Below are 23,171 nucleotides of genomic sequence, written 5' to 3' on the forward strand. Positions count from 1 at the left end.
CCGACCAATGGCCCCGAGCCTGCCCCAGTACGGCCCTGAGGCCCTCCGCTGAAGCCAGTTCATCACCCCCGATCTTTTTTGGCGCCGGACGACTATTCTTGCGAGATGACCACGCACGACGACGGCGCTGACCTGCCGCTTGATGACTCCCTTTCGCCCGAGCCGGAACCCATGCCATCGGGGATGCTGCCGGTGGCGGAATTGCATCTGCACATTGAGGGGACGCTTGAACCGGAGCTCATTTTCGCGCTTGCCGAGCGCAACGGAATCCAGCTGCCGTACACGAATCTGGACGAGCTCCGTGCACGGTACGAGTTCACTGATCTTCAGTCCTTCCTGGATCTCTACTACGCCAACATGTCCGTGTTGCAGACGGAGCAGGATTTCGCGGACCTGACCCGTGCGTACTTGGCCCGGGCTGCACAGGCTGGCGTTCGCCATGCGGAAATCATGATGGATCCGCAGGCCCACCTGGCGCGAGGCATCCCGCTCGAAACGTGCGTCAACGGGGTGGCGTCGGTCCTTGCCACCTCGGAAGAAGAATTCGGAATATCCACCTTGCTGATCGCTGCATTCCTTCGCGATTTGAGTGAGGAGTCAGCGCTCGCCGTACTCGAGCACCTGCTCGCCATGGAAGCGCCGATTTCTGCCATAGGGCTTGATTCAGCTGAAGTAGGCAATCCTCCAGCGAAGTTCGAGCGGCTCTTCGCGATGGCACGGGATGCGGGACTCCACCTGATTGCCCATGCCGGGGAGGAGGGGCCGCCGGAGTATATTGTGGAGGCCCTTGACGTTCTGGGCGTGGAGCGGATCGACCACGGAATCCGGTGCATGGAGGATTCTGCGCTGGTGGAACGTCTGGTGGCGGAGTGGGTTCCGCTTACCGTGTGCCCGCTTTCGAATGTGAGGCTCAGGGCGGTGGATTCCCTGGCTAAACACCCGCTGCCCGACATGCTGGCGGTGGGGCTGAACGTTTGCGTGAACTCGGACGATCCTGCCTATTTCGGCGGCTATATGGATGACAACTTCAGGGAGTTGCAGGAAGTGCTGGGGCTGTCGGAGTTTGACCGCGTACGCCTCGCCTCGAATTCCATCCGGTCTTCGTTTGCATCGGAGGAGCGGAAGGCCGAACTGCTGGCGGAGCTGGGTATTTCAGGCGTCTGATTGGTGTGCCGTTTGATGTGCTCTCCAACGGCCAAGCGGCCGAGCCCCCGGTAAAGCCGACACAATAACGGTTACTGACCGGTAAACAGGATAAACGCCCCGTTTCTGCTGTCACAGTGGTTCACGACACACAGAGTTAACCGTTTTCAGTGGGCTAATTTAATATTTCCTTGGCAAAATTGTTGGTGCATCAATCGCTTCTAAAGGAGACCCATGGGGAACACCGCTGAAAACACCAACCTTCGTCTGAAAGCCGTGCTGGAGGTTCTAGCCGAAGGGGTGTGGTCCGGCGAATCGGCGAACGCCGGCGCCGTGCTGGGCGAAGCAACTGCCCGCGTTCCTTTCAACGAACATGAGGGCGTGCTGCTGAGCGGTGGCATTCCCCGCGGACACAAGACCCTTACCTCGGCAACCGCCAAACTCGTGAAGGCAGGGTGGCTGGTCAAAGGCCGTTCAGGCTGGACCATCACCGACGACGGCCTGCGCGCTACTGTCGCCTTCCCGGACCCTTCCGCTTTTGGGACAGCGCTCGACGCCGGTACTCCCGTTCCGGCCGATCTTCCCGTTCCCACGGTGGCACCTGCCCACCTGGCGGCGAAGAAGGCGGCGCCTAAAAAGGCCGAAGCCAAAAAGCCTGCCGCCAAGAAAGCTGCCAAGGTTGCAGACAAGGTGCAGGACAAAGCCACGCAACTGATCGAGGACGTTGTGAAGCCGGTGGCGAAGGCCGTCCGCACCCGCAAGCCTGCTGCCAAGAAGTCCGGGTCCGTTGCTCCGACGGTTGTTCCCGACGTCGACGCAGCCTCGGCTGACCATACGGCACCGGCAACCACCGTCGAGACGTTTGACCAGCCGGAGGCAGTCGCCGTCGCCGGTGATTTCAATACCCTCCTGGGTGCCCCGGACAACTGGGCACCGCAGTATGACGAGGTCCAGCTGGAGCTGGATCAGCTGGACCAGCTGTGGAAGCTTTCAGCTGACCTGCCCGCCGGGTACTACACCTTCAAGATCGCGCTCAACCGTTCCTGGGATGAGAACTACGGTGCGTTTGGAGCGTTCGACGGCGCCAACCATGAGCTGCACCACGTCGGCGGACCGTTGACCATCCAGTACGATCACCGCACGCACGATATCCGCTACTCGTAAGCACCTTCGCCTGACCCTGCTGCTCGGGGTTTGAGAGCCGGATCCGGTCAACGGATCCGGCTCTTGTGCTTTCCACCGCAGTGGGATTCCACTCATCATCATCGCCGTACACGGTTCATCAGGTAACCCAACATTCCAACGAATTAAACGCTGGCGAAACCCAAAGGCATCGTCCAGGAATAAAGATGTTGGGTGACGGCATGCGTCGGTCTCAGCAAGCTGCCCGGACCCGACTATGAGTGGAGTTACCCCAATGAACCCTGGAGATGTCGCCTGGATCCTCGCGAGTTCCGCGTTGGTCTGCATGATGATCCCCGCCTTGGCACTTTTTTACGGTGGCATGGTGGGATCGCGCCGCATCCTGAACATGATGATGATGTGCTTTGGCGGTGCCAGCCTGGTGGCCGTACTGTGGGCGTTTTTCGGTTATTCGATGTCCTTCGGAAACTCTGTTGGCGGACTCGGCCTCGTTGGGGATGTGAGCGAGTACCTGGGCATGGACAAGTTGCTGGTGGAGGACCCCGACGCGGCCATACCTCCGGCCCTCTTCGCAGCCTTCCAGCTGTTTTTTGCCTGCGTAACCACTGCCCTGGTTGCCGGTGCCGCTGCTGGACGCATGAAATTCGGGGCATGGATGGTTTTTGCGGGTGTGTGGGCCACGCTGGTCTACTTCCCGATCGCCCACTGGGTCTTTGCTTTCACCTCCGCGGACGGCTCAGTCACCGGTGGCTGGATAGCGAGCGGAATCAAAGCTATCGACTTCGCCGGTGGAACAGCAGTGCACATGAATGCCGGCGTCGCGGCCCTGGCACTGGCCCTTGTCCTGGGCCGCAGTTCAGGTTGGCCCAAGATGGAACACAGCAAGCCGCACAGCCGGCCCCTGGTACTCGTTGGTGCAGGCCTGCTGTGGATCGGATGGTTCGGCTTCAACGCCGGTTCGGCCCTGAGCGCCGGGCAGTCGGCGTCCGTAGTTTTCCTTAACACGGCTGTCGCGGCGGCTGCTGGCTTACTCGCGTGGGCCTTGGTGGAGCGGCTGCGGAGGGGTGCGGCCACGAGCATGGGCGCGGCCTCCGGGCTCGTCTCGGCGCTCGTTGCAATCACCCCTGCCTGTGGGGCCGTCAGCCCGCTGGGTGCTGTCGCCATCGGCGCCATCGCCGGTGCCGTCTGCTCACTGGCGATTGAATGGAAGTTCCGGCTCGGCTTCGACGATTCGCTCGACGTCGTTGGTGTGCACTTGGTGGGTGGCATCATCGGCACACTCCTGGTGGGCTTCTTCGCAACGGATAGCGCCCCCAATGGAGTCAGCGGCCTCTTCTACGGCGGCGGGCCGCAGCAGCTGGGCATCCAGGCTGTGGCGACCGGCGCAGTGCTTGCATATTCCTTCGTCCTGACCTGGGTTATCGCAAAGGTCCTGGACATGACGATTGGCCTGCGGATCCACGAGGAGGATGAGCTGCGCGGCATCGACCTCGCCGCCCACGCCGAGGATGCGTACCTCACCGACGAAGACCCGGTGAATCTGGGATCGGCCACCAGCCGGCCATGACAAGCTGACCCCCGGGGATCTCAACATAGAACAACCCGTCAATGCTTAAAACACTGGCGGGTTGTCCTGTCGAATGCGATGCTGCCCCTAAAACATCATTGTTCCGCTACAACCTTGTGGGATCGGGATGCGGCGGAACAGGCCCGGGATCCGGAATGGGTAGGGGCCCGGGGGACGGAGCTGGATTTGGCTCCGGTGATGGAGTCGGCTCCGGCGGGAATGGGTTCGTAGGATCGGGTGATCCCGGATGGGGGCCAGGTTCCGGCGGGAAGGGATCAGGTTCGCGGGTAGGTGGGATAGTCATGGTGCCCCCTCAATGGTGGCTCGGTTCCGATTGTTGGACGGCGACATCAGGATACGTCCGGACGATTCTGAATAACAGGCCAGCTTCGGAAGAACAGGCCACGCCCGACAGCCCTTACCCGTCCCGCAGACCTCAGCCGAGCCGGCGGAAAACCTTCAGTTCCCACGGCTTGAGGAGAAGGTCAGGTTTGGAGGTGTAGTTGCCCAACACCTGTTCTGCCTGGGCCCAGCTTTTATCCACGTGGGCAATTTGTTCCGTGCCGGAAAAGTTTCCCAGCACCAGGATTTCAACGCCCGGCAGCGAGCGCCGGAAGGCGTAGACGTGGGGGTCATTGGGCAGCAGCATGGTGAAGTCGCCGTCGGAGATCACCGGATCCTCATGACGGAACGCGATGACCTTCTGGTAGAAACTGAACACCGAGTCCGGATCGTCCACCTGGGATGCAGCGTTGATGTGGTTGGCATTCGGGTTAACCGCGATCCAGGGGGATCCCGTGGTGAACCCGCCGTGCCGGGTGGCATCCCACTGGACCGGCGTGCGGGCGTTGTCCCGGTTCAGCGGAGCCAGGGCAGCGAGGACCTCGGCATCAGTGTGCCCCAGGTGGGTTGTGGCTTCACGGTGATGATTGAGCACCTCAATGTCCCGGTAATCGCTGATAGCGCCGAAGGTCATGTTTGTCATGCCCAGTTCCTCGCCCTGGTACACATAGGGTGTGCCGCGGTGGAGGTGCAGGACGCCGGCGAGCATCTTCGCGGACAGTTCACGGTACTGGCCGTCGTCGCCGAACCTTGAAACTGCGCGGGCCTGATCGTGGTTGCCCCAGTAAAGGCTGTTCCAGCCCCGGTCGGCAAGGGCATCCTGCCAGCGGCCAAGGGAACGCTTCAACTCGGTCAGTTCCAGCTTCTTGGGGCGCCACTTGTTGCCTCCCTCCTGATCCAAAGCGACGTGCTCGAACTGGAACACCATGTCCACTTCTTTCCGGGCAGGGTCCGTAAACAGAATGGCGTCCTCCACCGTAACGCCGGGCATTTCCCCCACAGTCAACAGGGGCTTGTCCCGGCCTGCGAAGACTTCCCGGTGCATCTCGCGGAGGAATTCATGGATCCTAGGCCCTGACATGAAGTAGGGGCTGCCGTCGCCATAAAGCTTGCCGTCAGCGCGTGGGCCGTCGGGTAGCGAGGTGTCCTTGGAGATGAAGTTAATGACATCCATGCGGAAGCCATCCACGCCCCGGTCCAGCCACCAGTTCATCATGTCGTACACGGCTGCCCGCACCTCGGGGTTTTCCCAGTTGAGGTCGGGCTGCTTTTTTGCGAAAAGGTGCAGGTAGTACTCCCCGGTGGCTTCGTTGTAGTCCCAAGCCGGACCGGAGAAAGCGGACCCCCAGTTGTTGGGTTCCGCGCCCGGAGTTCCGGGCTTGACGCCGTCGCGTGGCTGGCGCCACCAATACCAGTCCCGCTTCGGGTTGTCCTTGGACGAGCGGGATTCCACAAACCAGGGGTGCTCGTCCGAGGTGTGGTTCACCACTAGGTCCATGACCAGCTTCATTCCCCGCTTGTGGAGTCCGTCGCTCAATTCCTGAAGCTCTCCAAGGGTGCCGAAGATGGGGTCGACATTTCGGTAGTCGCTGATGTCGTAGCCGTTGTCGTCCTGCGGCGAGGCGTAGATGGGGGAAATCCAAACGACGTCGACCCCCAGTTTCTGAAGGTAGTCCAGCTTGCTGATGATGCCGCGCAGATCGCCAATCCCGTCCCCGTTGGAATCAGCGAAACTGCGGGGGTAGATCTGGTATACGACGGCGCTGTGGAACCAGTCCCGGCCGGCCTCCAGTTCACCGTTGTCGTCCTCAATGCTTGTTGAAGATTCGTTTGCCGGTTCCATCTGGATCGTCATCGCAGTTCTCCTCATTTAGCCTTGGTCAACGGTTCCGATTATTGAACAGATGCCACAAGCGGGCAACGAACCCTCCATCTGCAGCCGCCCTGTTTAGCGGTTTTCGTTACGTCGGCAACGTTTCGATATCGATTGGAATTAATGCTTCTCCCCCAAGTTTCGGCAGTCCACAATTGAGGAATTATTGGCGGTCTCATGAATAACCAGGAGCTACAGATGCACCGCACCGCACCATCCGTCCTTGCCCTTTCAGGGGCCCTATGCCTCTCCTTCCTGCTGGTCGCCTGCGGAGCGCCGGCGTCGGCCCCCGGAACAGGAGCGGCCGGTTCCCCAACCCCCACCGCAACTTCCACGGCCTCCGCAAGCCCGACGTCGACGTCGACACTGACGGCCACCGCTTCAGCCACCGAGACAGCATCAACGCCATCAGAAGGTTGGGCCACGTACACCACGACCGACGGCGATTTGACGTTTGACTACCCCTCAACGTGGACCATCAAGGATCCGGCCGGTGAAACTCCTGCCAGTGGTGGCGTCTTCCTGGAGATCACGAACCCCAACGGAAAGCCGCTGGCGACCCTCCGTACCCATATGGCCGTCGGTTCGACGTGCACCGACAGGCAGCCATACGCAATGTTGGATTCCGAACCCGTTCCCGCTCTGGCACAGTCCGGTGAGACCCCGCGTTTCATCTTCGAATCCCGGATGGATGCCACCCAGACGGATCCGATGAAGATGGATGTTCTCGCCTACGGGATCACTTCAGGCCCGGAACCGACAGGCCCTGACGCCTGCCCGATTTTCCAGTTCTTCACCTGGCCGCCAAACGCCGCTATGTTCTCCGGGGTCTACAACCCCTTCGACACCACCCCGGGCAATGAGCCGCACGTGGACACTCCGCACGCCTACATGGAAACCCAGGAGTACAAGGACATCAAGAAGATGATCACCTCGCTGCGGCCAGCCAGCTAGGGCCGCGTAGCAGGTCGGTGCGGTCAGCAGAAAGAGCCTTTGCCTCGGGAACGGGTCCCGGGACAGGGGCTCTTTCTACGGCCCGAGAACGGCGGTTACATTGGAGGCATGGGTGAGAGTTCCGGACCGGACGCAGCAGAAAATGTGCGGCTGACGGCACGTGTTGAAGGCATGGTCCAAGCCGTGGGTTTCCGGTATTGGACCCAGCGCAAAGCAGACGAGCTTGCACTCACCGGGACGGTGAGGAACGACGACGACGGGACTGTCGCCGTCGTCGTCGAAGGTCCCCAGCCGCTGGTGCTGGATTTCCGGAACTGGCTTAGGTCAGGCCATCCGCCTGGCCGCGTGGACAACGTCGAGGAGTCAGTGACGCCGGCGACCGGGGAATTCAAAGAGTTCTGGATTGTCGACTGACCGGATTGTCGACTGATCGGCCGCAGATACGCCTAGACTGACCATGTTCGCTGCGCCTCCGGATCCGGACCCTGCGCAGAGGAAGCTGGGAAAGCAGCGGAAACTGGGGAGAGGAAATCTGCGTGCCACTTCAGGACCGGGCTGTGGAAACCCGCAAGGCGATAGTTCGCGGTGCGGCCGCCGTATTTGAAGACGTGGGGTACGGCCCTGCGAGCCTTCAAATGGTTGCGGAGACAGCGGAAGTGACGCGGGGCGCCCTCTATTTCCATTTCAAATCCAAGGAGCTCCTCGCCCTGGCCGTCATTGAAGACCAGCATGCCCGGACCAAAGAGTCAGCTGCCGACGTCTTTTCCCGCAGCCTGGGACCGATTGAAACTATCTGCGCGCTGTGCTCATGTTTTGCCAGCCTTCTCCAGACTGATCCTGTGGTGCGGGCAGGGATCCGGCTGACTCTGGAGTCATCAACCTTCGGTCAACGCATCAGGAGCCCCTATACCGACTGGATGCAAATCATGGAACAGCTCACGCTTGAGGGCCAGGCCTCCGGGGAGATCTCCAGCAAGGTAGACGCGGGCGCTTTTGGAAGGTACCTCGTGGCAAGCTTCACCGGTGTTCAGATGGTGTCGAACGTTCTAACGGCCCGCGAGGACCTAACGGAACGCGTTGAAGAGCTGGCAGCCTTTGTCCGGCTCACCCTGTCGCCCTCAGCCCAGCACGAATTCCTGACCCTGGACGAACTCAGGCCTCTCGTTTGAGCAGGTGGTTTTCCTCCACAGCCTGGCGGGAAAGCGTTTTGTAGCCCTCCTGCTCGAACAGGACTGTAATCACGTCGTCCTCGTGCCGCATCACCAGCCCAGGGCCCCATTCCTTATGGACCACGCTGGATTGCAGCGGGAAGGGTTCGTCTTCACCGTTGCTCGTAGTGTCATCCACGTCGTACGCCGACCCGTCTGTGCAGGTGTCACAATTTCCGCACGGCTCCGGCAGGTCCTCGCCGAAATAGCTGAGCAGGAACTGACGCCGGCAGCCATCTGTTTCGGCATAACCGCGGATCATTTGGATGCGTGAAGTATCCACGCGCTGGCGGGCTTCGGCCTGTTCGACGGCGCGGTCCACCACCTCGGACAGCGCGGCTTTCGCTTTGAGCTTTGCGCCCTTCTTGCCGCTCTTGACGGAGCCGGTCTCTTGGAGTTGGTTCAGCAAGCCAGTGACTCGCCGGGCCGAAAAACCTGTTGATTCCGCCAGTGCTTTCGCAGTGAGGAAGTTGTCGGCGGCGCGGAGGGCCTCAAGGACTGCCAGCAGGGATTCCTCATCAGGAGTGTGCGTGCTGAAAAATTTGCGCAGGCCCAGGTCCTCGGCACGGTAGTGCAGGACCGCCACGGCCGGCCCGCCGTCGCGCCCTGCCCTCCCGATCTCCTGGTAGTAACTGTCCAAGGATTCGGGGATATCCGCGTGGATGACAAAACGGACGTCGGGCTTGTCGATTCCCATGCCGAACGCGGTGGTGGCGACTACGACGTCGAGCCTGCCGTCCATAAAGTCGTCATAGATGCGCTCGCGATCTGAGGCGGCACGGCCAGCATGATACGCCTCGGCGTGGAGCCCGAGTTGGGCAAGCTTCAGGGTGTACTTTTCCGTGTCCTTGCGTTTGGCCGCATACAAGAGTCCGGGACCCTGGAGGCTGGATACGAGTTGTGCCGCCTGCTCTGTGACCGTGTTCCGCTTCTGCTTATCCTCATGATGGCGGATCACTTCCAGTCCGATGTTGGCTCGGTCGAAACCATGCACCAGGACCAGCGGATCGTTCATCCGCAGGCGCTGCTTAACATCGTCGCGGACCGGGGGAGAGGCGGTGGCGGTGAGGGCGACCACCGGCGGGTTGCCCAACTGAGCCCGCACTTCGCCCAGCCGCAGATAGTCCGGACGGAAATCGTGACCCCAGGAAGAGACACAATGGGCCTCGTCCACCACGAACAGCGACGGATTCAGCGCTGCGAGCCGCTCCACCGTTCCGGTTTTAGCGAGTTGCTCCGGTGCGAGAAAGAGGAAAGCGGCATCTCCGTCTTCCACGGATTCCCACGCGTCCTGGATTTCCGAGTCACTGTGCGAGGAGTTGACGACCACCGCGGCGCCGGGTCCCAGCACCTCGAGCAGTCCGTCCACCTGATCCTCCTGCAAGGCAATCAAAGGGGAAACCACGACGGCGGGGCGTTGCGTTTCGCTGTGCAGGTGAAGCGCTGCGACCTGGTAGATGGCTGATTTTCCGTAGCCTGTGGGCATCACGGCCAACACATCGCGGCCCGCGACAAGCGCGCGCATACCGCTGAGTTGGCCATCTTTGAGCGTTTCCCAACCGAAGCAGGCTGAGGCTGTCTCTCGAAGTTCGGTGTCGGCTGGCTGGTGCGTCATTGTGCTGCTCCCCGGCGGAACGATCCTCGGCCAGGTTGCTTTAGCCGTGAGTTACAGAGTAGCTGGAGCGAAGGTGCGGGCAAAGCCCGGGCTTCCACTTCCCGTGCTGGCCACGGCTAGGCTGGGGGCAACCAGGCGAGGCAGTAGTAAGCCTCAAGAACCAAGGAGATGCAGATGTTGGGGATTACCATCCGGCACAACCCGGAGCGCGAACGATTCGAAGTGCTGGACAACGGCAAGGTCATTGGCAGGGCCGCGTACAGGACGTACGCCGCGGACCCTGGCCAGCGCATTTTCTACCACACGGTCATTAACGAGGAGTATGGCGGACAGGGTCTTGCGAAAAGGCTGGCTGTACACGCCCTTGATGAGACGGTGGCGGCGGGCCTGAAGATTGTCCCGGTCTGCCCGTACATCAAGAAATTCCTGACCAAGCACCCGGAGTACGAGGAGAGCAGGGTCCCGGTCACGGCGGCCCACCTGGAGTTCCTCGATGCAGCCCTTGCCCAAGGCGCAAGGTCCTGAAGCCATCACGTTGCCGTTTCAGGCTTTACGTTTGTAGGCCTTCGGCAGCTTCAGCCCACGCTCCTCCATGACAGACCGAAGGCGGGCGGGGTTGTCCGTTACCATCCCGTCAACGCCCAGATCGATCAGGCGTTCCATCTCTTCGGTAGAGTTGACGGTCCACGGAATGATCGGCAGCTTCAAGTCGTGGGCTTCTGCAATCATCTCAGGGGTGACCGATTCGACCGCAGGCGAAATGACGTCGTAGCCCTGGGCGGCAGCGGCTTTTGCGAGGGAGCCATCGTAGTCGTCAATGTCGATGCCGCCTAGCTCGGGGCTCTCCCCGGGCATTCCGACTCCCAGCCACTCGGGCCCATGGGACAGGGCCACCAGGGGAAGCTGCGGGGCGATCTTCTGGACCAGGTTCAGCGAGGACCAATTGAAGGATTGCACAGTAGTCCGTTCTGCCACTCCGGCCCGGTAGATTTCGTCCACCACTGCCTTGGTCAGTGCTCCGTCATCGCCGTCCTTGCCCCGCTGGACCTTGGTCTCCACGTTGAACCGGACCTCCGTGGCATCGTAGTCGCGGACCAGTCTGTAGACGTCCCTGAGCTCGGCAATCCTGCTGCCTTCGCCGTCGTGTTGATTCGCTTGGCCGGCGACGTCTATAGGCCTGCAGATCAGCGTCCTGACCTGCGCCAGGGACAGCTCGGCCACACGGTCACCGACGTAAGGGAACTCCATGTCACCGGGGGTGGCCGGGGCCGTGTCTTTGCACTTGGCGGCCTGGATGACCCTGTCGTGCCACACGATCACTTTGCCGTCGTCGGTCAGATGGGTGTCGAGTTCAAGAGTGGTCACGCCCAGCTCCAGCGACCTGGCGAAGGCAGTCAATGACTCTTCTGCCCAGTCGCCGCGGCCACCGCGGTGCGATTGCAGGTCGAAGAACCTGCCATCCGACGGCGGGGTGGGGCTTCCGCTGCAGCCTGACAGGGCGATGGCAAGCAATATGCCGCAAGCCATGACTCTCTTCATTGCTTCCCAACACTATTGAAATCACCGAAGGTCCGAGCTGCATCAGACCAGAAACGATAGCTCCGATTTTCTCACAATCGCCTCTGATCACATCCTGGACAGCACCGCTAGGACGCAAATCACTTGTAACACTCGTGGTGCATCCATGCTGTGGACCAGACTGTTGCCGTGAGCAACACTCCCCGGACGGGACTCGCCGTCACCGGCCTCAGCCTCGGCACCGCGCTGAACCCGCTGAACTCGTCCATGATCGCCGTCGCCCTGGTGGTGCTGCGCGCGGACTTCCGGCTCGATGTCCCTACCGTCACCTGGGTCATCACCGTCTTCTACCTCACTTCAGCTGCCGGGCAGCCGGTAATGGGCCGGCTGGCGGACCGGTTCGGACCGAGGAGGCTCTACCTTTTCGGTATGGCCTTGGTGGCTGTGACGTGTGCCCTCGCCCCGTTCTCACCGAACTTCCTGTTGGTCTGCGTTGCCCGCGCCTTCATGGCGCTGGGGACAGCGAGCGCCTATCCGTGTGCAGTGGTCATGGTGGGGCCACTTGCTCGCCTGGCGAACGTCGAGTCAACCCGGCCGCTTGGCAGGATCCAGATGTCCAACACCTCCGCAGCTGCAGTCGGGCCGGTCATCGGTGGTGTGCTCGTGAGCCTGCTGGGGTGGCAGGCGTTGTTCCTGATCAATGTCCCGTTATCGCTCGCAGCTCTGTTCCTGGTTTGGAAATACGCACCCGCCGATACCGAGCGGGAGCGCGGCAAACTATCCGAGCTGCTGCGCGACTCCGATATTCCGGGAATCCTGGCTTTCGTAGGTTCACTCATGCTGGTGATGATGTCCCTGCTGAACGTTCTTCCTGACTTCCGCTGGTGGCTTCTGGCCGGCGGTATGCTGCTGGCTGTGCTGTTTGTCTGGCGTGAGCTGTGCTTCAGCCCGCCGTTCCTGGACCTGCGGCTGCTGGGCAGGAACCGGCCGCTCCTGCTGGTCTATGTGGGCTTCGCCCTCTTCAATGGCCTCTACTACTTCGCCTTCTTCGGGCTGCCTCAACTGCTGGAGGAAGCAGGGGGTTACGACCCCGGAATCGTGGGCCTGCTGATGCTGCCCCTGGCAGCTATGTCAGTGGTCTCGACGCCGTTCGCCGTCCGGGCGATCGAGCGGTTCCGTGTGCGGCGGGTGCTGATCGCCGGCGTCGTACTCCTGACCCTTGCCTCCGGCGCCATGTGGTCCCTGACCGGGTCCCTCGCCGTTCCGTTGGTGCTTGCACTCACCGCGCTGCTGGGTGTGCCCTACGGAATGGTGAGCATTTCTTCCAGCCAGGGAATGTTCGTCTCCACGAGGCCGCAGGAAAGGGGAGTGGCGGCAGGGATCTACCAGACCTCCCGGTACCTTGGCGCGATCACTGCCACTGTATTGATCGGCCTCCTCTATGGCAGCGGCGTCAGTCAGGCGAATTGGGGCCTTATGGTACTTGTGATGCTGGGGCTCGGCGCCGTGGCTTTCGTGGTGGCGCTTCTGTGGCGGGAGCGGACAGAGTAGTACTGCCCGGTAATCAGTCGGCGTGTGTAGGGTTTGGAGTACATCGTCATCTCGGACCAAGCAAAGGGGATCGTTTATGCCAAGGCTGATAGTGGGGGGCTACGGGCGTGACATAGTAATGAACTTCGAGGATGAAGTATGCCGGGCGGTACAAAACGTACTGATCCGGCGGCTTTCCCTGGGCGACGGATTGTTCCTTCGCAGCTCCGGCGATTCTGACGGCCAGCCGGTCACCACAGTGATCTGGATTTCACCGGCAAGTTCCCTTCGTTTTGAGTACGACGACGAGAAGCTTCCCGAACTCAACGAAAAGTTGGCCGAAACCTACTGGACGGTGATCAAGGGCTCAGGCGGTCTTGTCCTGCCGTCCCAAGGGGAAATCGACTCCTGGCGCCTGGAAGATGAAGTGGACAGTTCGATTGATTCGGACAGTAACGCCACCGCGGGCCAGCGGGACTGATTCCTGTGCTTGCGCCGCCTGTCCGCACCTGCTAATCCTGAAATAACGGCAACCGGCCGCATTTCGGTGCTGAATACGTGGAGCCGATTGAATGCCGTTCTGACAGCCAAGAGGTGGGCAGCGTGACGGACAAAAACCCGCGGGTGGAAGAGGTCGACGAGAAAGACGTCGAGGTGAAGGACCACCCGAAGAAGTGGGCGGCAGGCATCCCCGGTGTGTACCACTCCATGAAGCCGGCAATTGAGCATATGGGACTCGAACGGTCGCGGAAGACGTTGCTGGCGCTGAACCAGAAAGACGGCTTCGACTGCATGAGCTGTGCCTGGCCGGATCCTGACCACCGCAAGACCTTCGAGTTCTGCGAGAACGGCGCCAAGGCCGTCACCTGGGAGGCCACGCCGGTGGTGATCGGTTCGGAGTTCTGGGCCGAGCACAGCGTGAGCGAACTTCGCGGGCAAACCGAGTACTGGCTGGGGATGCAGGGACGCCTCACTGAACCTGTGTACAAGCCGGCCGGGGAGGACCATTACCGCCCGGTCAGCTGGGACGACGCCTTTTCCATCCTTGCGGACAAGCTCAAAGGCCTCGACAGCCCGGATGAGGCCGCGTTCTACACCAGCGGCCGGACGTCCAATGAGGCCGCCTTCCTGTATCAGCTGTTCGTGCGGGCTTATGGCACCAACAACCTCCCTGACTGCTCCAACATGTGTCACGAGTCCTCCGGTTGGGCCATGGGCCAGACCATCGGCGTCGGCAAAGCCAGCATCACCTACGCCGACTTCGCCAAGGCGGACCTGATCATTGTGATGGGCCAAAACCCGGGCACCAACCACCCGCGCATGCTGACTGCACTGGAGGAAGCCAAGGAGGCCGGAGCTGAGATCGTCGCCATCAACCCCCTGCCTGAAGCCGGCCTCATGCGGTACAAGAATCCGCAAAAGGTGAAGGGCATCATCGGGCGGGGGACGGAGCTCGCGGACCAGTTCGTGCAGATCCGCATCGGTGGCGACATGGCGCTCCTGCAGGCAATCTCCAAGCGGGTGCTCGAAGCCGAAGCAAAAAGCCCCGGAACAGTGCTGGATCACGACTTCCTCCAGAAGCACTGCCAGGGCCTGGAGGAGCTTAAGGATCACCTCGCCACCCTTGACGAAAACGTGGTGCTCAAGGCCACCGGCCTGCGCAGCGAAGAAATCGACGAACTGGCCGGGCGCTATCTGAAGGCCGATAAGGTCATCATCACCTGGGCTATGGGGCTCACGCAGCAGAAAAAGGCTGTCGCCACCATCAAGGAGATCATCAACCTCCTGCTGCTGCGCGGAAACATCGGCAAACCCGGCGCCGGAGCTTCCCCGATCCGTGGCCACAGCAACGTCCAGGGCGATCGGACCATGGGGGTCTGGGAGCAGATGCCGCCCGCTTTCCTGGAAGCTTTGGGCAAGGAATTCAGCTTCGAGCCGCCGCGTGAACACGGCGCGGATTCAGTCGAAACAATCCGGCGGATGCGCGACGGCGGGATCAAGGTTTTCGTTGCGGTCGGTGGCAACCTGGTGGCTGCTATCTCGGACACGAAGGCCGCTGAAGCGGCCATGGAAAACACGGAGATGACAGTCCAGGTCTCCACCAAGCTCAACCGCTCGCACACTGTTACTGGCAAGGAAGCGCTGATCCTGCCCACCCTCGGACGCACCGAGATCGATATCCAGGAGTCCGGCGAACAGTTTGTGTCAGTGGAGGATACTGTCTGCGCGATCCACGCCTCCTACGGGAAAGTCGATCCGGTGGCGCCGAAGCTTCTATCCGAGGTGGCCATCATCAGCCGGCTCGCAGCGAACGTGGTAGGTGACCGGATCCAGGCGGACTGGGCAGGCTACGAACGGAACTACGACCTCATCCGTGACCACATTTCGCGCGTGGTGGTGGGCTTTCACGACTACAACGGACGGATCCGGCAGCGGGACGGTTTCCTTCTGCCGCACGGCCCGCGTGATTCACGGACGTTCAACACGCCAACGGGCAAGGCCATGATCACAGTCAACGAACTCGAATACCTGGAGCGGCCGGACAAGACGCTGATCCTGCAAAGCATGCGCTCACACGACCAGTTCAACACCACCATCTACGGGCACAACGACCGCTATCGGGGGATCAAAAAGGGACGCCATGTGGTGTTTGTGAGCCCGGAGGATCTTGCCGAGCTTGGCCTGAGCGACGGGCAGTACGTTGACGTCCATGGCGTCTATGCTGACGGCGTTGATCGGGTGCTGCGGAACTTCCGGCTGGTTTCCTATCCCACCGCCCGCGGGTGCGCGGCAGCCTACTACCCCGAAGCCAATGTGCTGGTTCCGCTGGAGAGCGTTGCCGAGGGAAGCCACACGCCGGTTTCCAAGGGAGTCATTGTCCGGCTGGAGCCAGCTGCGAAGCTGGCCGATGAGCCGTCCGCAGCCGGGTAGACACCGTCGGTTGACGGCGCCCACTAAAGTACTTCCATGCTGATTATTCGTGAGGGAACCACTGACGATAATCCCCGCGGAGTATCGGAGCGGCTCGAATCGTCCTCTCGCCCTCCTCCGAATCGCGCCGCCTCTACGAGCGTTTGGGCTTCAAACCGGCCGAGGAACTGAGCCTTCTAGAGTTCAACTAGGTCCATTAACAGGCCTTGCTGGGGAGACGGACTGCGGCACAGCATCTCCTGGCTGGAGCCATTGACTCTCTCCCCTGCCGGGCGTGTACTGGAGTCGGCTTCTGCCTGAACAGAAGCCCAGCCATGGAGCGGCCCGCCCTTTCCGTGCGGCCGCCCTTTAGAAGGAGGTCGAAAAATGGGACAGGCGCGCGAGGTAATGGACCGCTTAACCTCGGCCATGACAGCTAAAGATAAAGGCGCACAGGCAGCATGTTACGCAGCGGATGCCGTGGCCATAACTCCCGATCAGGGCGAGATCACCGGGCAGGAAGCAATCAGCAGCTACCTGTCGCAATTCGGGGAATCATTCCCTGACGTCGACTATGAGTACGTGGCGAAGTATGAGGCTGGGGATGTAGCGATCGATGAGGGCTTTGTCACTGGAACGAACACAGGACCGCTGCCCTTGCCATCCGGCGAAAGCCTGCCTCCCACAGGCAAAAGCATCAGGGTCAGGAGTTGCGACGTTGCCCACGTAGAGGGTGGCCTGATTAAACAGCACACGTTCTACTTTGACCAGATGGAGTTCCTGGGACAACTCGGACTGCTCTCCGAATCCCTGTCCAAGCCAGGAGCTTGAGAGACAGATTGTCCCAGCGGGAGCTCACATTCCCCGGTGATGCAGAGGTGGGGCGGACATGCCGCTACTGCGCGGTGTCCGCCCAGCCCTTGCTGGCCGGGCCGCCGTCGGCTCCGCGATCACACAGCTGGAAGGCGACATCGGCGGCCTTGCGGATCGCGGCTCCCGACGACGCTATGGAGCCAGCGCTTCCCGTACCGGCTTCGAGTCCGGCAGCGTAGCCCACCAAAAAGGTAGTAACCGGAGCGGATGCGTGGATCACCGAATCCGCAGACTTCCTGGCCAGATCCAGGAGCAATTCCTGGTCGATCTCGAGATCCAGGAGCTGCAGAGCCTGGGACAGCCGCTGGCTCCACTCATTAAGGATCTGTAGTTCGTCATCGGCGGCAGCCATCGTTCCTCCTTGCTTGGGATGTGCGCACGAATACATGCGCTGGTCCGGTGCCCAAGACACTACAAGGCTTCGTCCGCTAAGTCACCGGAGAGAGCTTGCCGGCATCCATCCCAGCCGCGGCGTCATCTTTCACTCTCTCCGTGGTTAGAACTGTGTGGGCGCCCGTCAGAGTTCCCTGCTGCCTTGTTTGCTGCTGATAAAAGTGGACATTTGCCTGATACATATATCTCCAAGGAAGGCTTTATATCCTTTCTGCAAAGTCGTCGCTTCCCTTTGAAGTCAATAAAGGAATTGAAGTGCTTATGTATTTGGCTGTGCCTTAGGAGGGCTGCCGCCTAGTTCCTTGAAGGAACGGGATCTAGTGGCCAAGCTGCCCGGCCATGTCAGGACAAAGACGGCCTATAAACAAGCCAACTTATGATTTTGTACTAGTAAGTAACCTTGCATTCTCTTGCCGTTGTTAGCGTTAAAACAGAATAATTGACAGACCAAAATTTACCTTTAGTATTTACGCTGGGGGAGCAAATTACAGAGCCTTCAGCTGTGAATGATGCGACCCCAAGAATCGTTAGGGCGCGTTGATGCCCTCATCCAACCGTCAGGTGGTACGCAGTTGAACTATCCAAGTCAGAGTCCGTATTTAGTCATGGGGAATTTACGGTGCCTGCCCCAAGCGACCCGCACCGTCGCTGCATCATTAGTTGTTATGCTGCTGCTCGGCCTTTTGACGTTCACCAACGCCCTTACCACCGCGGTCCCCGCCAGCGCAGCAGTATCTGCGGCATGCAGCCTTGCCCAAAACGGTTCGTTTGAGACGCCGAACATCCAGGACCCGGACAACCGGGTGGCAGGCGACGCCTACATCAGCGGCTACAACATGTTCCGTACCTCGCAAGCCACGATGAGTGGCTGGAGCACGGTCGCGGGTACGGTCGACATTCTCCGGTATTACAACAACGCCAGCGATGGGGATCAGAGCATCGATCTTTGGGGCACTGCGCCGGCGACGATGGAGCAGACGTTCACTGGTCTGGTCCCGGGAGCGGAGTACACGTTCTCCATCGATTACAGCGGTCTCCAAGCGGGGGCCTCGCGTGGGTCCGTGCTGCTGAGTCAAGGTGGGCCCTTCACATCCTTGGCCACGCTCTCACCCTCCACTAACGGCGTACTTAATGGCAGTGACGGATTGCCGGAGACCAGACACTACACGGTAACGTGGCAGACTTTCACCCACACCTTCACCGCCACAGGCACATCGGCAACAATCCACCTGCAGAACCAGACCGCACCGGCGATGCAAAACACGGGTCTGTTCGTGGACAACTTCCGGTTTGGCAGCGACAGCCCCTGCCAGGACTTCGGCGACGCACCAACAGGGACGCTCCAGGCAGATGATGGACCGAGCCACATCGTCCCAGGCTTTGACTCGGTCGCCGGCACTGCACCCTTGATGCTCGGAGCCTCAATCGACCTCGAAGACGACGGCCAGCCCAACGCTTCCGCCACCGGTGACGGCGCAGACGAAAACGGTATCACCGGTCCGGTCACCCTGAACCCCGGCGCGACAGGCACGACACTTCCGGTGTCAGTCACCAACAGCTCCGGCGCCGCTGCGACCCTCTATGGGTGGATCGACGCGAACGACAACGGCAGTTTCGAAGCCAACGAGTTTGCCTCCGTTGCCGTGCCATCCGGTGCGACGAGCGCCAGCCTGGACTTTTCCGGGCTTGCTGTGTTCCAGGATGGCGCTACGCCGCCCATCAGGTTACGTCTCACAACGGACCAGCTCCTGGACGATCCCAACACCCCGGCCGTAGACGAACGCGCATTGGGTGCAGCAACCGACGGAGAGGTGGAAGACTACCTCGCGCGCGTCGCCACCTTGGTTCCTGTCTCGTGCGCGGCGCCGTTCGTAGAGACCTTCGGTGCAGGGACAGGCTACGGTGCACCCCTGCCCGGTGGTCAGACGACGTACCTCTACGAAGGTTCCGCCGCTGTTAACGACGGCGAATATGCGCTGCTGTCAGCCCTGCCGGGTGCCGCAGGCGGGTGGTGGCATACAGCCTCAGATCACACAATGGACGATGCCAACGGCCGGATGATGGTGATCAACGCTTCATTCACTCCCGGGCTCTTTTTCCAGCGAACGTTCACTGGATTGGTTCCAGGTACCACTTACGATTTCGCCGCGTGGATCACGAATGCGAACAACGTAGGATCTCCCATTCTGCCGAACGTGAAGTTCCGGGTAGTGGATCCCGCGACGGGAGTGGTGTTGTCAGAATTGGACACAGGCGACATTGCGGGTACCTCGTCGCTGGAGTGGCACCGGTTCGCGTTGCAGTTCGCAGCTTCGCAGTCAACAGTACGGCTGGAGCTGATGAACAGCGCACCCGGCGGCAGCGGTAACGACCTGGCGATCGACGACATCAGTTTCATGCCCACGTGTGAGTTCGGTGACGCACCCGCCTCCTACGGCACGCTGATTGCCGCCGACGGTGCAGCGCATGTCGCCAGTGGCCCCACCCTGGGCACTCTCCGGGACATCGAGCCCGACGGTCAGCCAGGTGCCACCGCAACGGGCGACGGTGCTGACGAGGACGGCATTGCAGGCCCTATCGTCATCACCCGGAACCAGGCCTCCACCGTCTCGGTGTCCGCGACGAATGACTCGAACGCTGACGTGACGCTGGCCGGCTGGATCGACCTGAACGGTGACGGTGCCTTCCAGACCACGGAACGGGTGACGGTGACGGTCCCGGCGAACTCAGGGACGAACAGCTACCAGCTGGACTTTCCGGGCGGAACCGCCAGGGCAGACACCTATGCCCGGTTCCGGATCTTCAGTGAAGTCATCGGCGATCCCCAGCCGACAGGCAGCGCCGCCGGCGGTGAGGTCGAGGACTACGCTGTGACCGTACTAAATCCGGCGTTGTCGCTTGAGAAAATCTCGGACGCCACCGCGGACACCCGCCCCGGGGACACGGTCACCTACACCGTGACCGCATCAAACACCGGAACCGGCCACTACACTGCCGGGGCGCCGGCGACCATCACTGATGACCTCTCGGGTGTGCTGGATGATGCGGAGTTCAACAACGACGCCACAGTGTCCTTCTCCGACGGGTCAACCTCGGCGCAGCCGGCACTCACCGGCAGCAGTCTGACGTGGTCCGGTCCGTTGAAGGTTGGCGAGACCGCAATCATCACCTACACCGCCACGTTGCAGCCCGGCGGCGATGGTCAGGTGAACAACAGTGCCTGCGTCCCGGACGCTGAAGCAGACGGTTCGGCTTGTGCAGACACGACGACGGAGCTGCCACGGTTGACCATCTCGAAAACCGCGGACACAACAGAGCTGCCTGTCCACGGCGGAGTTGTGACCTATACAGTCACCGTCACCAACGCCGGACCCGGTGACTTCACGGCCGCCGCCCCTGGAACAGCTTCCGATAACCTCTCCAACGTTCTCGACGACGCTGCCTACAACAACGACGCCACCGCTAGTGCGGGGACGATTTCCTTTGACTCCGGGGCGCAGGAGCTCAACTGGTCCGGTCCGCTTGCTGCCGGGGGCACCGCGACCATCATCTATTCGGTGACCTACGATTCAACCGGCGGGGACCAGAGTCTGGTGAACGTCGCGTGTGTACCGGCGGGACTCGCCCTGGACGCCGTCGATCCCTGCCGGTCGGTCCGGATTCCCGGTTCGGCCTTGCAGACACGCAAGAGTGCGGACCCGGCCTCCGGGACATCTGTGACCGGCGGTCAGGCAGTGACGTACACGCTGCACTTCGAAAACACCGGCCAGGCTGCCGCCACGGTAGCCGAGTTCGATGATGCCTCCGGCGTCCTCGATGACGCGACTATAACGACCGGCCCGACAGCGTCCAATCCTGCCCTCACCGCTGTGGTGAACGGATCACGGATTGACATCGCTGGATCCGTCCCGGCAGGGGCCACCTATACAATCACCTACACGGTGACGGTGAATGCATTCGCCCAGCAGGGTGATCATGTGCTCGCAAACGTGCTCGGCGGGGATGCCAACTGCCTTCCCAACGACACAACCTGCCGCACCACCAACCCCATCAATCACGTCTCGGTGACGAAGACCTCCAATGCCACCACAGGCGTGAACACCGGTGGAACCGTGACCTACACCGTGACGGTCACGAACGACGGCGCAGCTGACTATCCAGCAGATGCACCCGCCGCGGCGGTTGATGATCTGACCGGAGTTCTGGACGATGCGGCATTCAACAACGATGCAACCTCAACCACCGGCCAGCTCTCCTACTCGGCACCGGCCCTGAACTGGACGGGAGCTTTGGGCATCGGGCAGAGCGCGATCATCACCTACACCGTGAGAGTAACCAACGCCGGGGACCATTCGCTCTCCAACTCCGCCCAGGCTCTATGCACGGCACCGGAGATCTGTGATCCTCCTGTAAATGTAATCACGCTGTTGCCCCACGTAGTGCCGTCCAAGTCCTCGGACCCGGCCACAGGCAGCGGAGTGAGGGCCGGTCAGGCCATAACCTACACCCTGTCATTCACTAACAATGGTCAGGCGGAAGGTCCGGTGGACTCCACCGATAACCTCGCGGACGTCCTCGACGATGCCATCGTGTCCTCGGAGCCGCTCTCCTCAGTCCCGGCCGTCACGGCGGTGAGGTCGGGGGACCAGATCCGGACCACAGGCATGATCCAGCCGGGACAAACCGTCACCGTCACCTATCAGGTAACCATCAAGCCTGACGGCGAACGGGGCAACAACAGCGGCCGGAACATCCTCACTCCGGACGTACCGATGTGTCTGGTTGCGCAGGATTGCCCGCCGCCGGCCACCGAGCACTTCATTGGTGAACTTGATGCCTGGAAGACCGTTGACCCGGTATCCGGCACAGCCGTGCAGCCGGGGAAGGTCATGACCTACACCCTGCATTTCCAGAACACCGGAACAAGCGAGGTGGCGGTGAACAAGGACGACGTCCTGACCCAGGTACTGGATGACGCAACCATCACCGGCGCACCGGTGAGCTCTGACCCTGCCCTCACCCTTACCCCCGTGGCAGACGGCCGGTTCACCGTCGCCGGTTCGCTGGCGCCCGGCCAGCTGGTCACCGTCTCCTATGCTGTGACAGTCAACCCTGACGGGGAACGCGGTGATGACCGGCTCGGGAACTTCCTGGTCAACGAGGGTGCCGAGCCTGCGGCGGAGTGTGTACCAACAAATGCAGAACGCCCAGCCTGCACGCTTAGTTACGTCTCCAACATTGTGGTAACCAAGACCGCCGATCCGGGGTCCGGGACGAAGGTCATGGATGGACAGGACGTTACTTACACAGTGACGTTCACCAACACCTCCACCAATGAGGAAGCGGCTGAAGCGGTCATCGCGTACACGGACCATATGAAGGACGTTCTCGACGACGCGACCCTCAAGGCCGGGCCAAACAGCACCGGCAACGGCGTAAGTGCCACCACCAGCGGCGAGACCATCCTGTTCACAGGTGCCCTGGCCTCCGGAGACACCGCCAAAGTGACCTACACTGTCACGGTTAAGCCCTACGCCCAAGGTGCCAACCACAGCCTCGGTAACGTTGTTGCGGCCACCGGTGAAGAGCCCATCTGCGCAGCAGGCAGCCCGCTCTGCACCGACAATCCCATCGATCCCCTGATGGTGCCGGTCATCCCGCCTGGAGCTGATCTTGCCGACACCGGCGCCCAAGCCGTCGGCGGACTCCTGCTCCTCGGGGCCTTGCTCCTGGCCGCCGGTGGAAGCCTGATCTTTATCCGCCGCAAGGCCGCACAGGAACAAGAAGGAGTTCTGCTCTAACCCAAGCTTCGGTCATCACCGCTTCCCCCGACGCGGCGATGACCGGAACGAGACACTGGTTGAGGCAACCAGCTGTCGAACAGATGCAGGCTCCCGAATAAAGGGAGCCTGCATCCGTTTTACAACCCGTTGCTTCGCCTCAGGTAACAGATTCCGCCTTTGCCTATGGGGACGCGCGTAACAATCACCGCCGTTACCCTTGCACCGGGCAACTTTGGTACCTGCCTATTGCCTAAAGTCCCCAGGCGCTCTAAAGTTCCAACTTGTGAGCGCTCACATCGCTCGACCCGTCAGCAGTGCA

Annotated in this window: 16 protein-coding genes; 12 read left to right on the forward strand and 4 right to left on the reverse strand. The window is 61.2% G+C overall.

What is annotated here, in order from left to right; translation table 11 throughout:
- The first annotated feature begins 171 nt into the window (after positions 1 to 171).
- From M1D88_RS04620 to M1D88_RS04630, 3 genes are all read left to right on the forward strand, one after another.
- Positions 172 to 1,164 (forward strand): adenosine deaminase, encoded by a 993-nt coding sequence (locus tag M1D88_RS04620; protein ID WP_458114430.1) that lies wholly within the window; start codon positions 172 to 174, stop codon positions 1,162 to 1,164.
- 213 nt (positions 1,165 to 1,377) lie between these two features.
- Entirely contained in the window at positions 1,378 to 2,307 is a 930-nt protein-coding gene (locus M1D88_RS04625; RefSeq protein WP_458113398.1) for a pullulanase X25 domain-containing protein, read from the forward strand.
- Between the two features lie 253 nt (positions 2,308 to 2,560).
- A complete protein-coding gene (locus M1D88_RS04630) occupies positions 2,561 to 3,853 on the forward strand; it encodes an ammonium transporter (RefSeq protein WP_458113399.1) in 1,293 nt (430 codons plus the stop codon).
- 436 nt (positions 3,854 to 4,289) lie between these two features.
- On the opposite strand, the gene M1D88_RS04635 is transcribed toward M1D88_RS04630, so the two are convergent.
- Entirely contained in the window at positions 4,290 to 6,050 is a 1,761-nt protein-coding gene (locus tag M1D88_RS04635; RefSeq protein ID WP_458113400.1) for a glycoside hydrolase family 13 protein, read from the reverse strand.
- Between the two features lie 216 nt (positions 6,051 to 6,266).
- Between M1D88_RS04635 and M1D88_RS04640 the strand changes: the two genes are divergently transcribed.
- From M1D88_RS04640 to M1D88_RS04650, 3 genes are all read left to right on the forward strand, one after another.
- Entirely contained in the window at positions 6,267 to 7,022 is a 756-nt protein-coding gene (locus M1D88_RS04640; protein WP_458113401.1) for a hypothetical protein, read from the forward strand.
- Between the two features lie 108 nt (positions 7,023 to 7,130).
- Positions 7,131 to 7,436, forward strand: coding sequence for an acylphosphatase (locus M1D88_RS04645; RefSeq protein ID WP_458113402.1), 306 nt, complete (start codon positions 7,131 to 7,133; stop codon positions 7,434 to 7,436).
- A 122-nt stretch (positions 7,437 to 7,558) separates the two neighbouring features.
- On the forward strand, positions 7,559 to 8,191 hold the full coding sequence (locus M1D88_RS04650) for a ScbR family autoregulator-binding transcription factor (RefSeq protein ID WP_458113403.1): 633 nt from the start codon (positions 7,559 to 7,561) through the stop codon (positions 8,189 to 8,191).
- Here M1D88_RS04650 and M1D88_RS04655 read toward each other — a convergent pair.
- Positions 8,175 to 9,845: a RecQ family ATP-dependent DNA helicase gene (locus M1D88_RS04655; protein WP_458113404.1), complete on the reverse strand. Its 1,671-nt coding sequence runs from the start codon at positions 9,843 to 9,845 to the stop codon at positions 8,175 to 8,177. The two genes, M1D88_RS04650 and M1D88_RS04655, sit on opposite strands and share 17 nt — an antisense overlap.
- A 174-nt stretch (positions 9,846 to 10,019) precedes the next feature.
- Between M1D88_RS04655 and M1D88_RS04660 the strand changes: the two genes are divergently transcribed.
- A complete protein-coding gene (locus tag M1D88_RS04660) occupies positions 10,020 to 10,370 on the forward strand; it encodes a GNAT family N-acetyltransferase (RefSeq protein WP_458113405.1) in 351 nt (116 codons plus the stop codon).
- Between the two features lie 18 nt (positions 10,371 to 10,388).
- Here the strand turns inward: M1D88_RS04660 and M1D88_RS04665 are convergent, their stop codons facing one another.
- Positions 10,389 to 11,372 (reverse strand): glycerophosphodiester phosphodiesterase family protein, encoded by a 984-nt coding sequence (locus M1D88_RS04665; protein ID WP_458113406.1) that lies wholly within the window; start codon positions 11,370 to 11,372, stop codon positions 10,389 to 10,391.
- Between the two features lie 180 nt (positions 11,373 to 11,552).
- Here M1D88_RS04665 and M1D88_RS04670 point away from each other — a divergent pair, with 180 nt between their 5' ends.
- The 4 genes from M1D88_RS04670 (at position 11,553) to M1D88_RS04685 (ending at position 16,634) form a co-directional block, all read left to right on the forward strand.
- On the forward strand, positions 11,553 to 12,914 hold the full coding sequence (locus M1D88_RS04670; RefSeq protein WP_458113407.1) for an MFS transporter: 1,362 nt from the start codon (positions 11,553 to 11,555) through the stop codon (positions 12,912 to 12,914).
- A 118-nt stretch (positions 12,915 to 13,032) separates the two neighbouring features.
- Positions 13,033 to 13,374 (forward strand): DUF7882 family protein, encoded by a 342-nt coding sequence (locus M1D88_RS04675; protein WP_458113408.1) that lies wholly within the window; start codon positions 13,033 to 13,035, stop codon positions 13,372 to 13,374.
- 122 nt (positions 13,375 to 13,496) lie between these two features.
- Positions 13,497 to 15,824, forward strand: a complete 2,328-nt coding sequence (locus M1D88_RS04680) for an FdhF/YdeP family oxidoreductase (RefSeq protein WP_458113409.1) — start codon at positions 13,497 to 13,499, stop codon at positions 15,822 to 15,824.
- 408 nt (positions 15,825 to 16,232) lie between these two features.
- The gene (locus tag M1D88_RS04685; RefSeq protein ID WP_458113410.1) at positions 16,233 to 16,634 is read left to right on the forward strand and encodes an ester cyclase; all 402 of its coding nucleotides are present in this window, start codon (positions 16,233 to 16,235) and stop codon (positions 16,632 to 16,634) included.
- A 64-nt stretch (positions 16,635 to 16,698) separates the two neighbouring features.
- Here M1D88_RS04685 and M1D88_RS04690 read toward each other — a convergent pair whose 3' ends face one another.
- Positions 16,699 to 17,028: a DUF6457 domain-containing protein gene (locus M1D88_RS04690; protein ID WP_458113411.1), complete on the reverse strand. Its 330-nt coding sequence runs from the start codon at positions 17,026 to 17,028 to the stop codon at positions 16,699 to 16,701.
- Between the two features lie 646 nt (positions 17,029 to 17,674).
- Between M1D88_RS04690 and M1D88_RS04695 the strand changes: the two genes are divergently transcribed.
- On the forward strand, positions 17,675 to 22,870 hold the full coding sequence (locus M1D88_RS04695) for a DUF7927 domain-containing protein (RefSeq protein WP_458113412.1): 5,196 nt from the start codon (positions 17,675 to 17,677) through the stop codon (positions 22,868 to 22,870).
- The last annotated feature ends 301 nt before the right edge of the window (positions 22,871 to 23,171 follow it).

The sequence above is a fragment of the Arthrobacter sp. R1-13 genome, assembly GCF_054161475.1.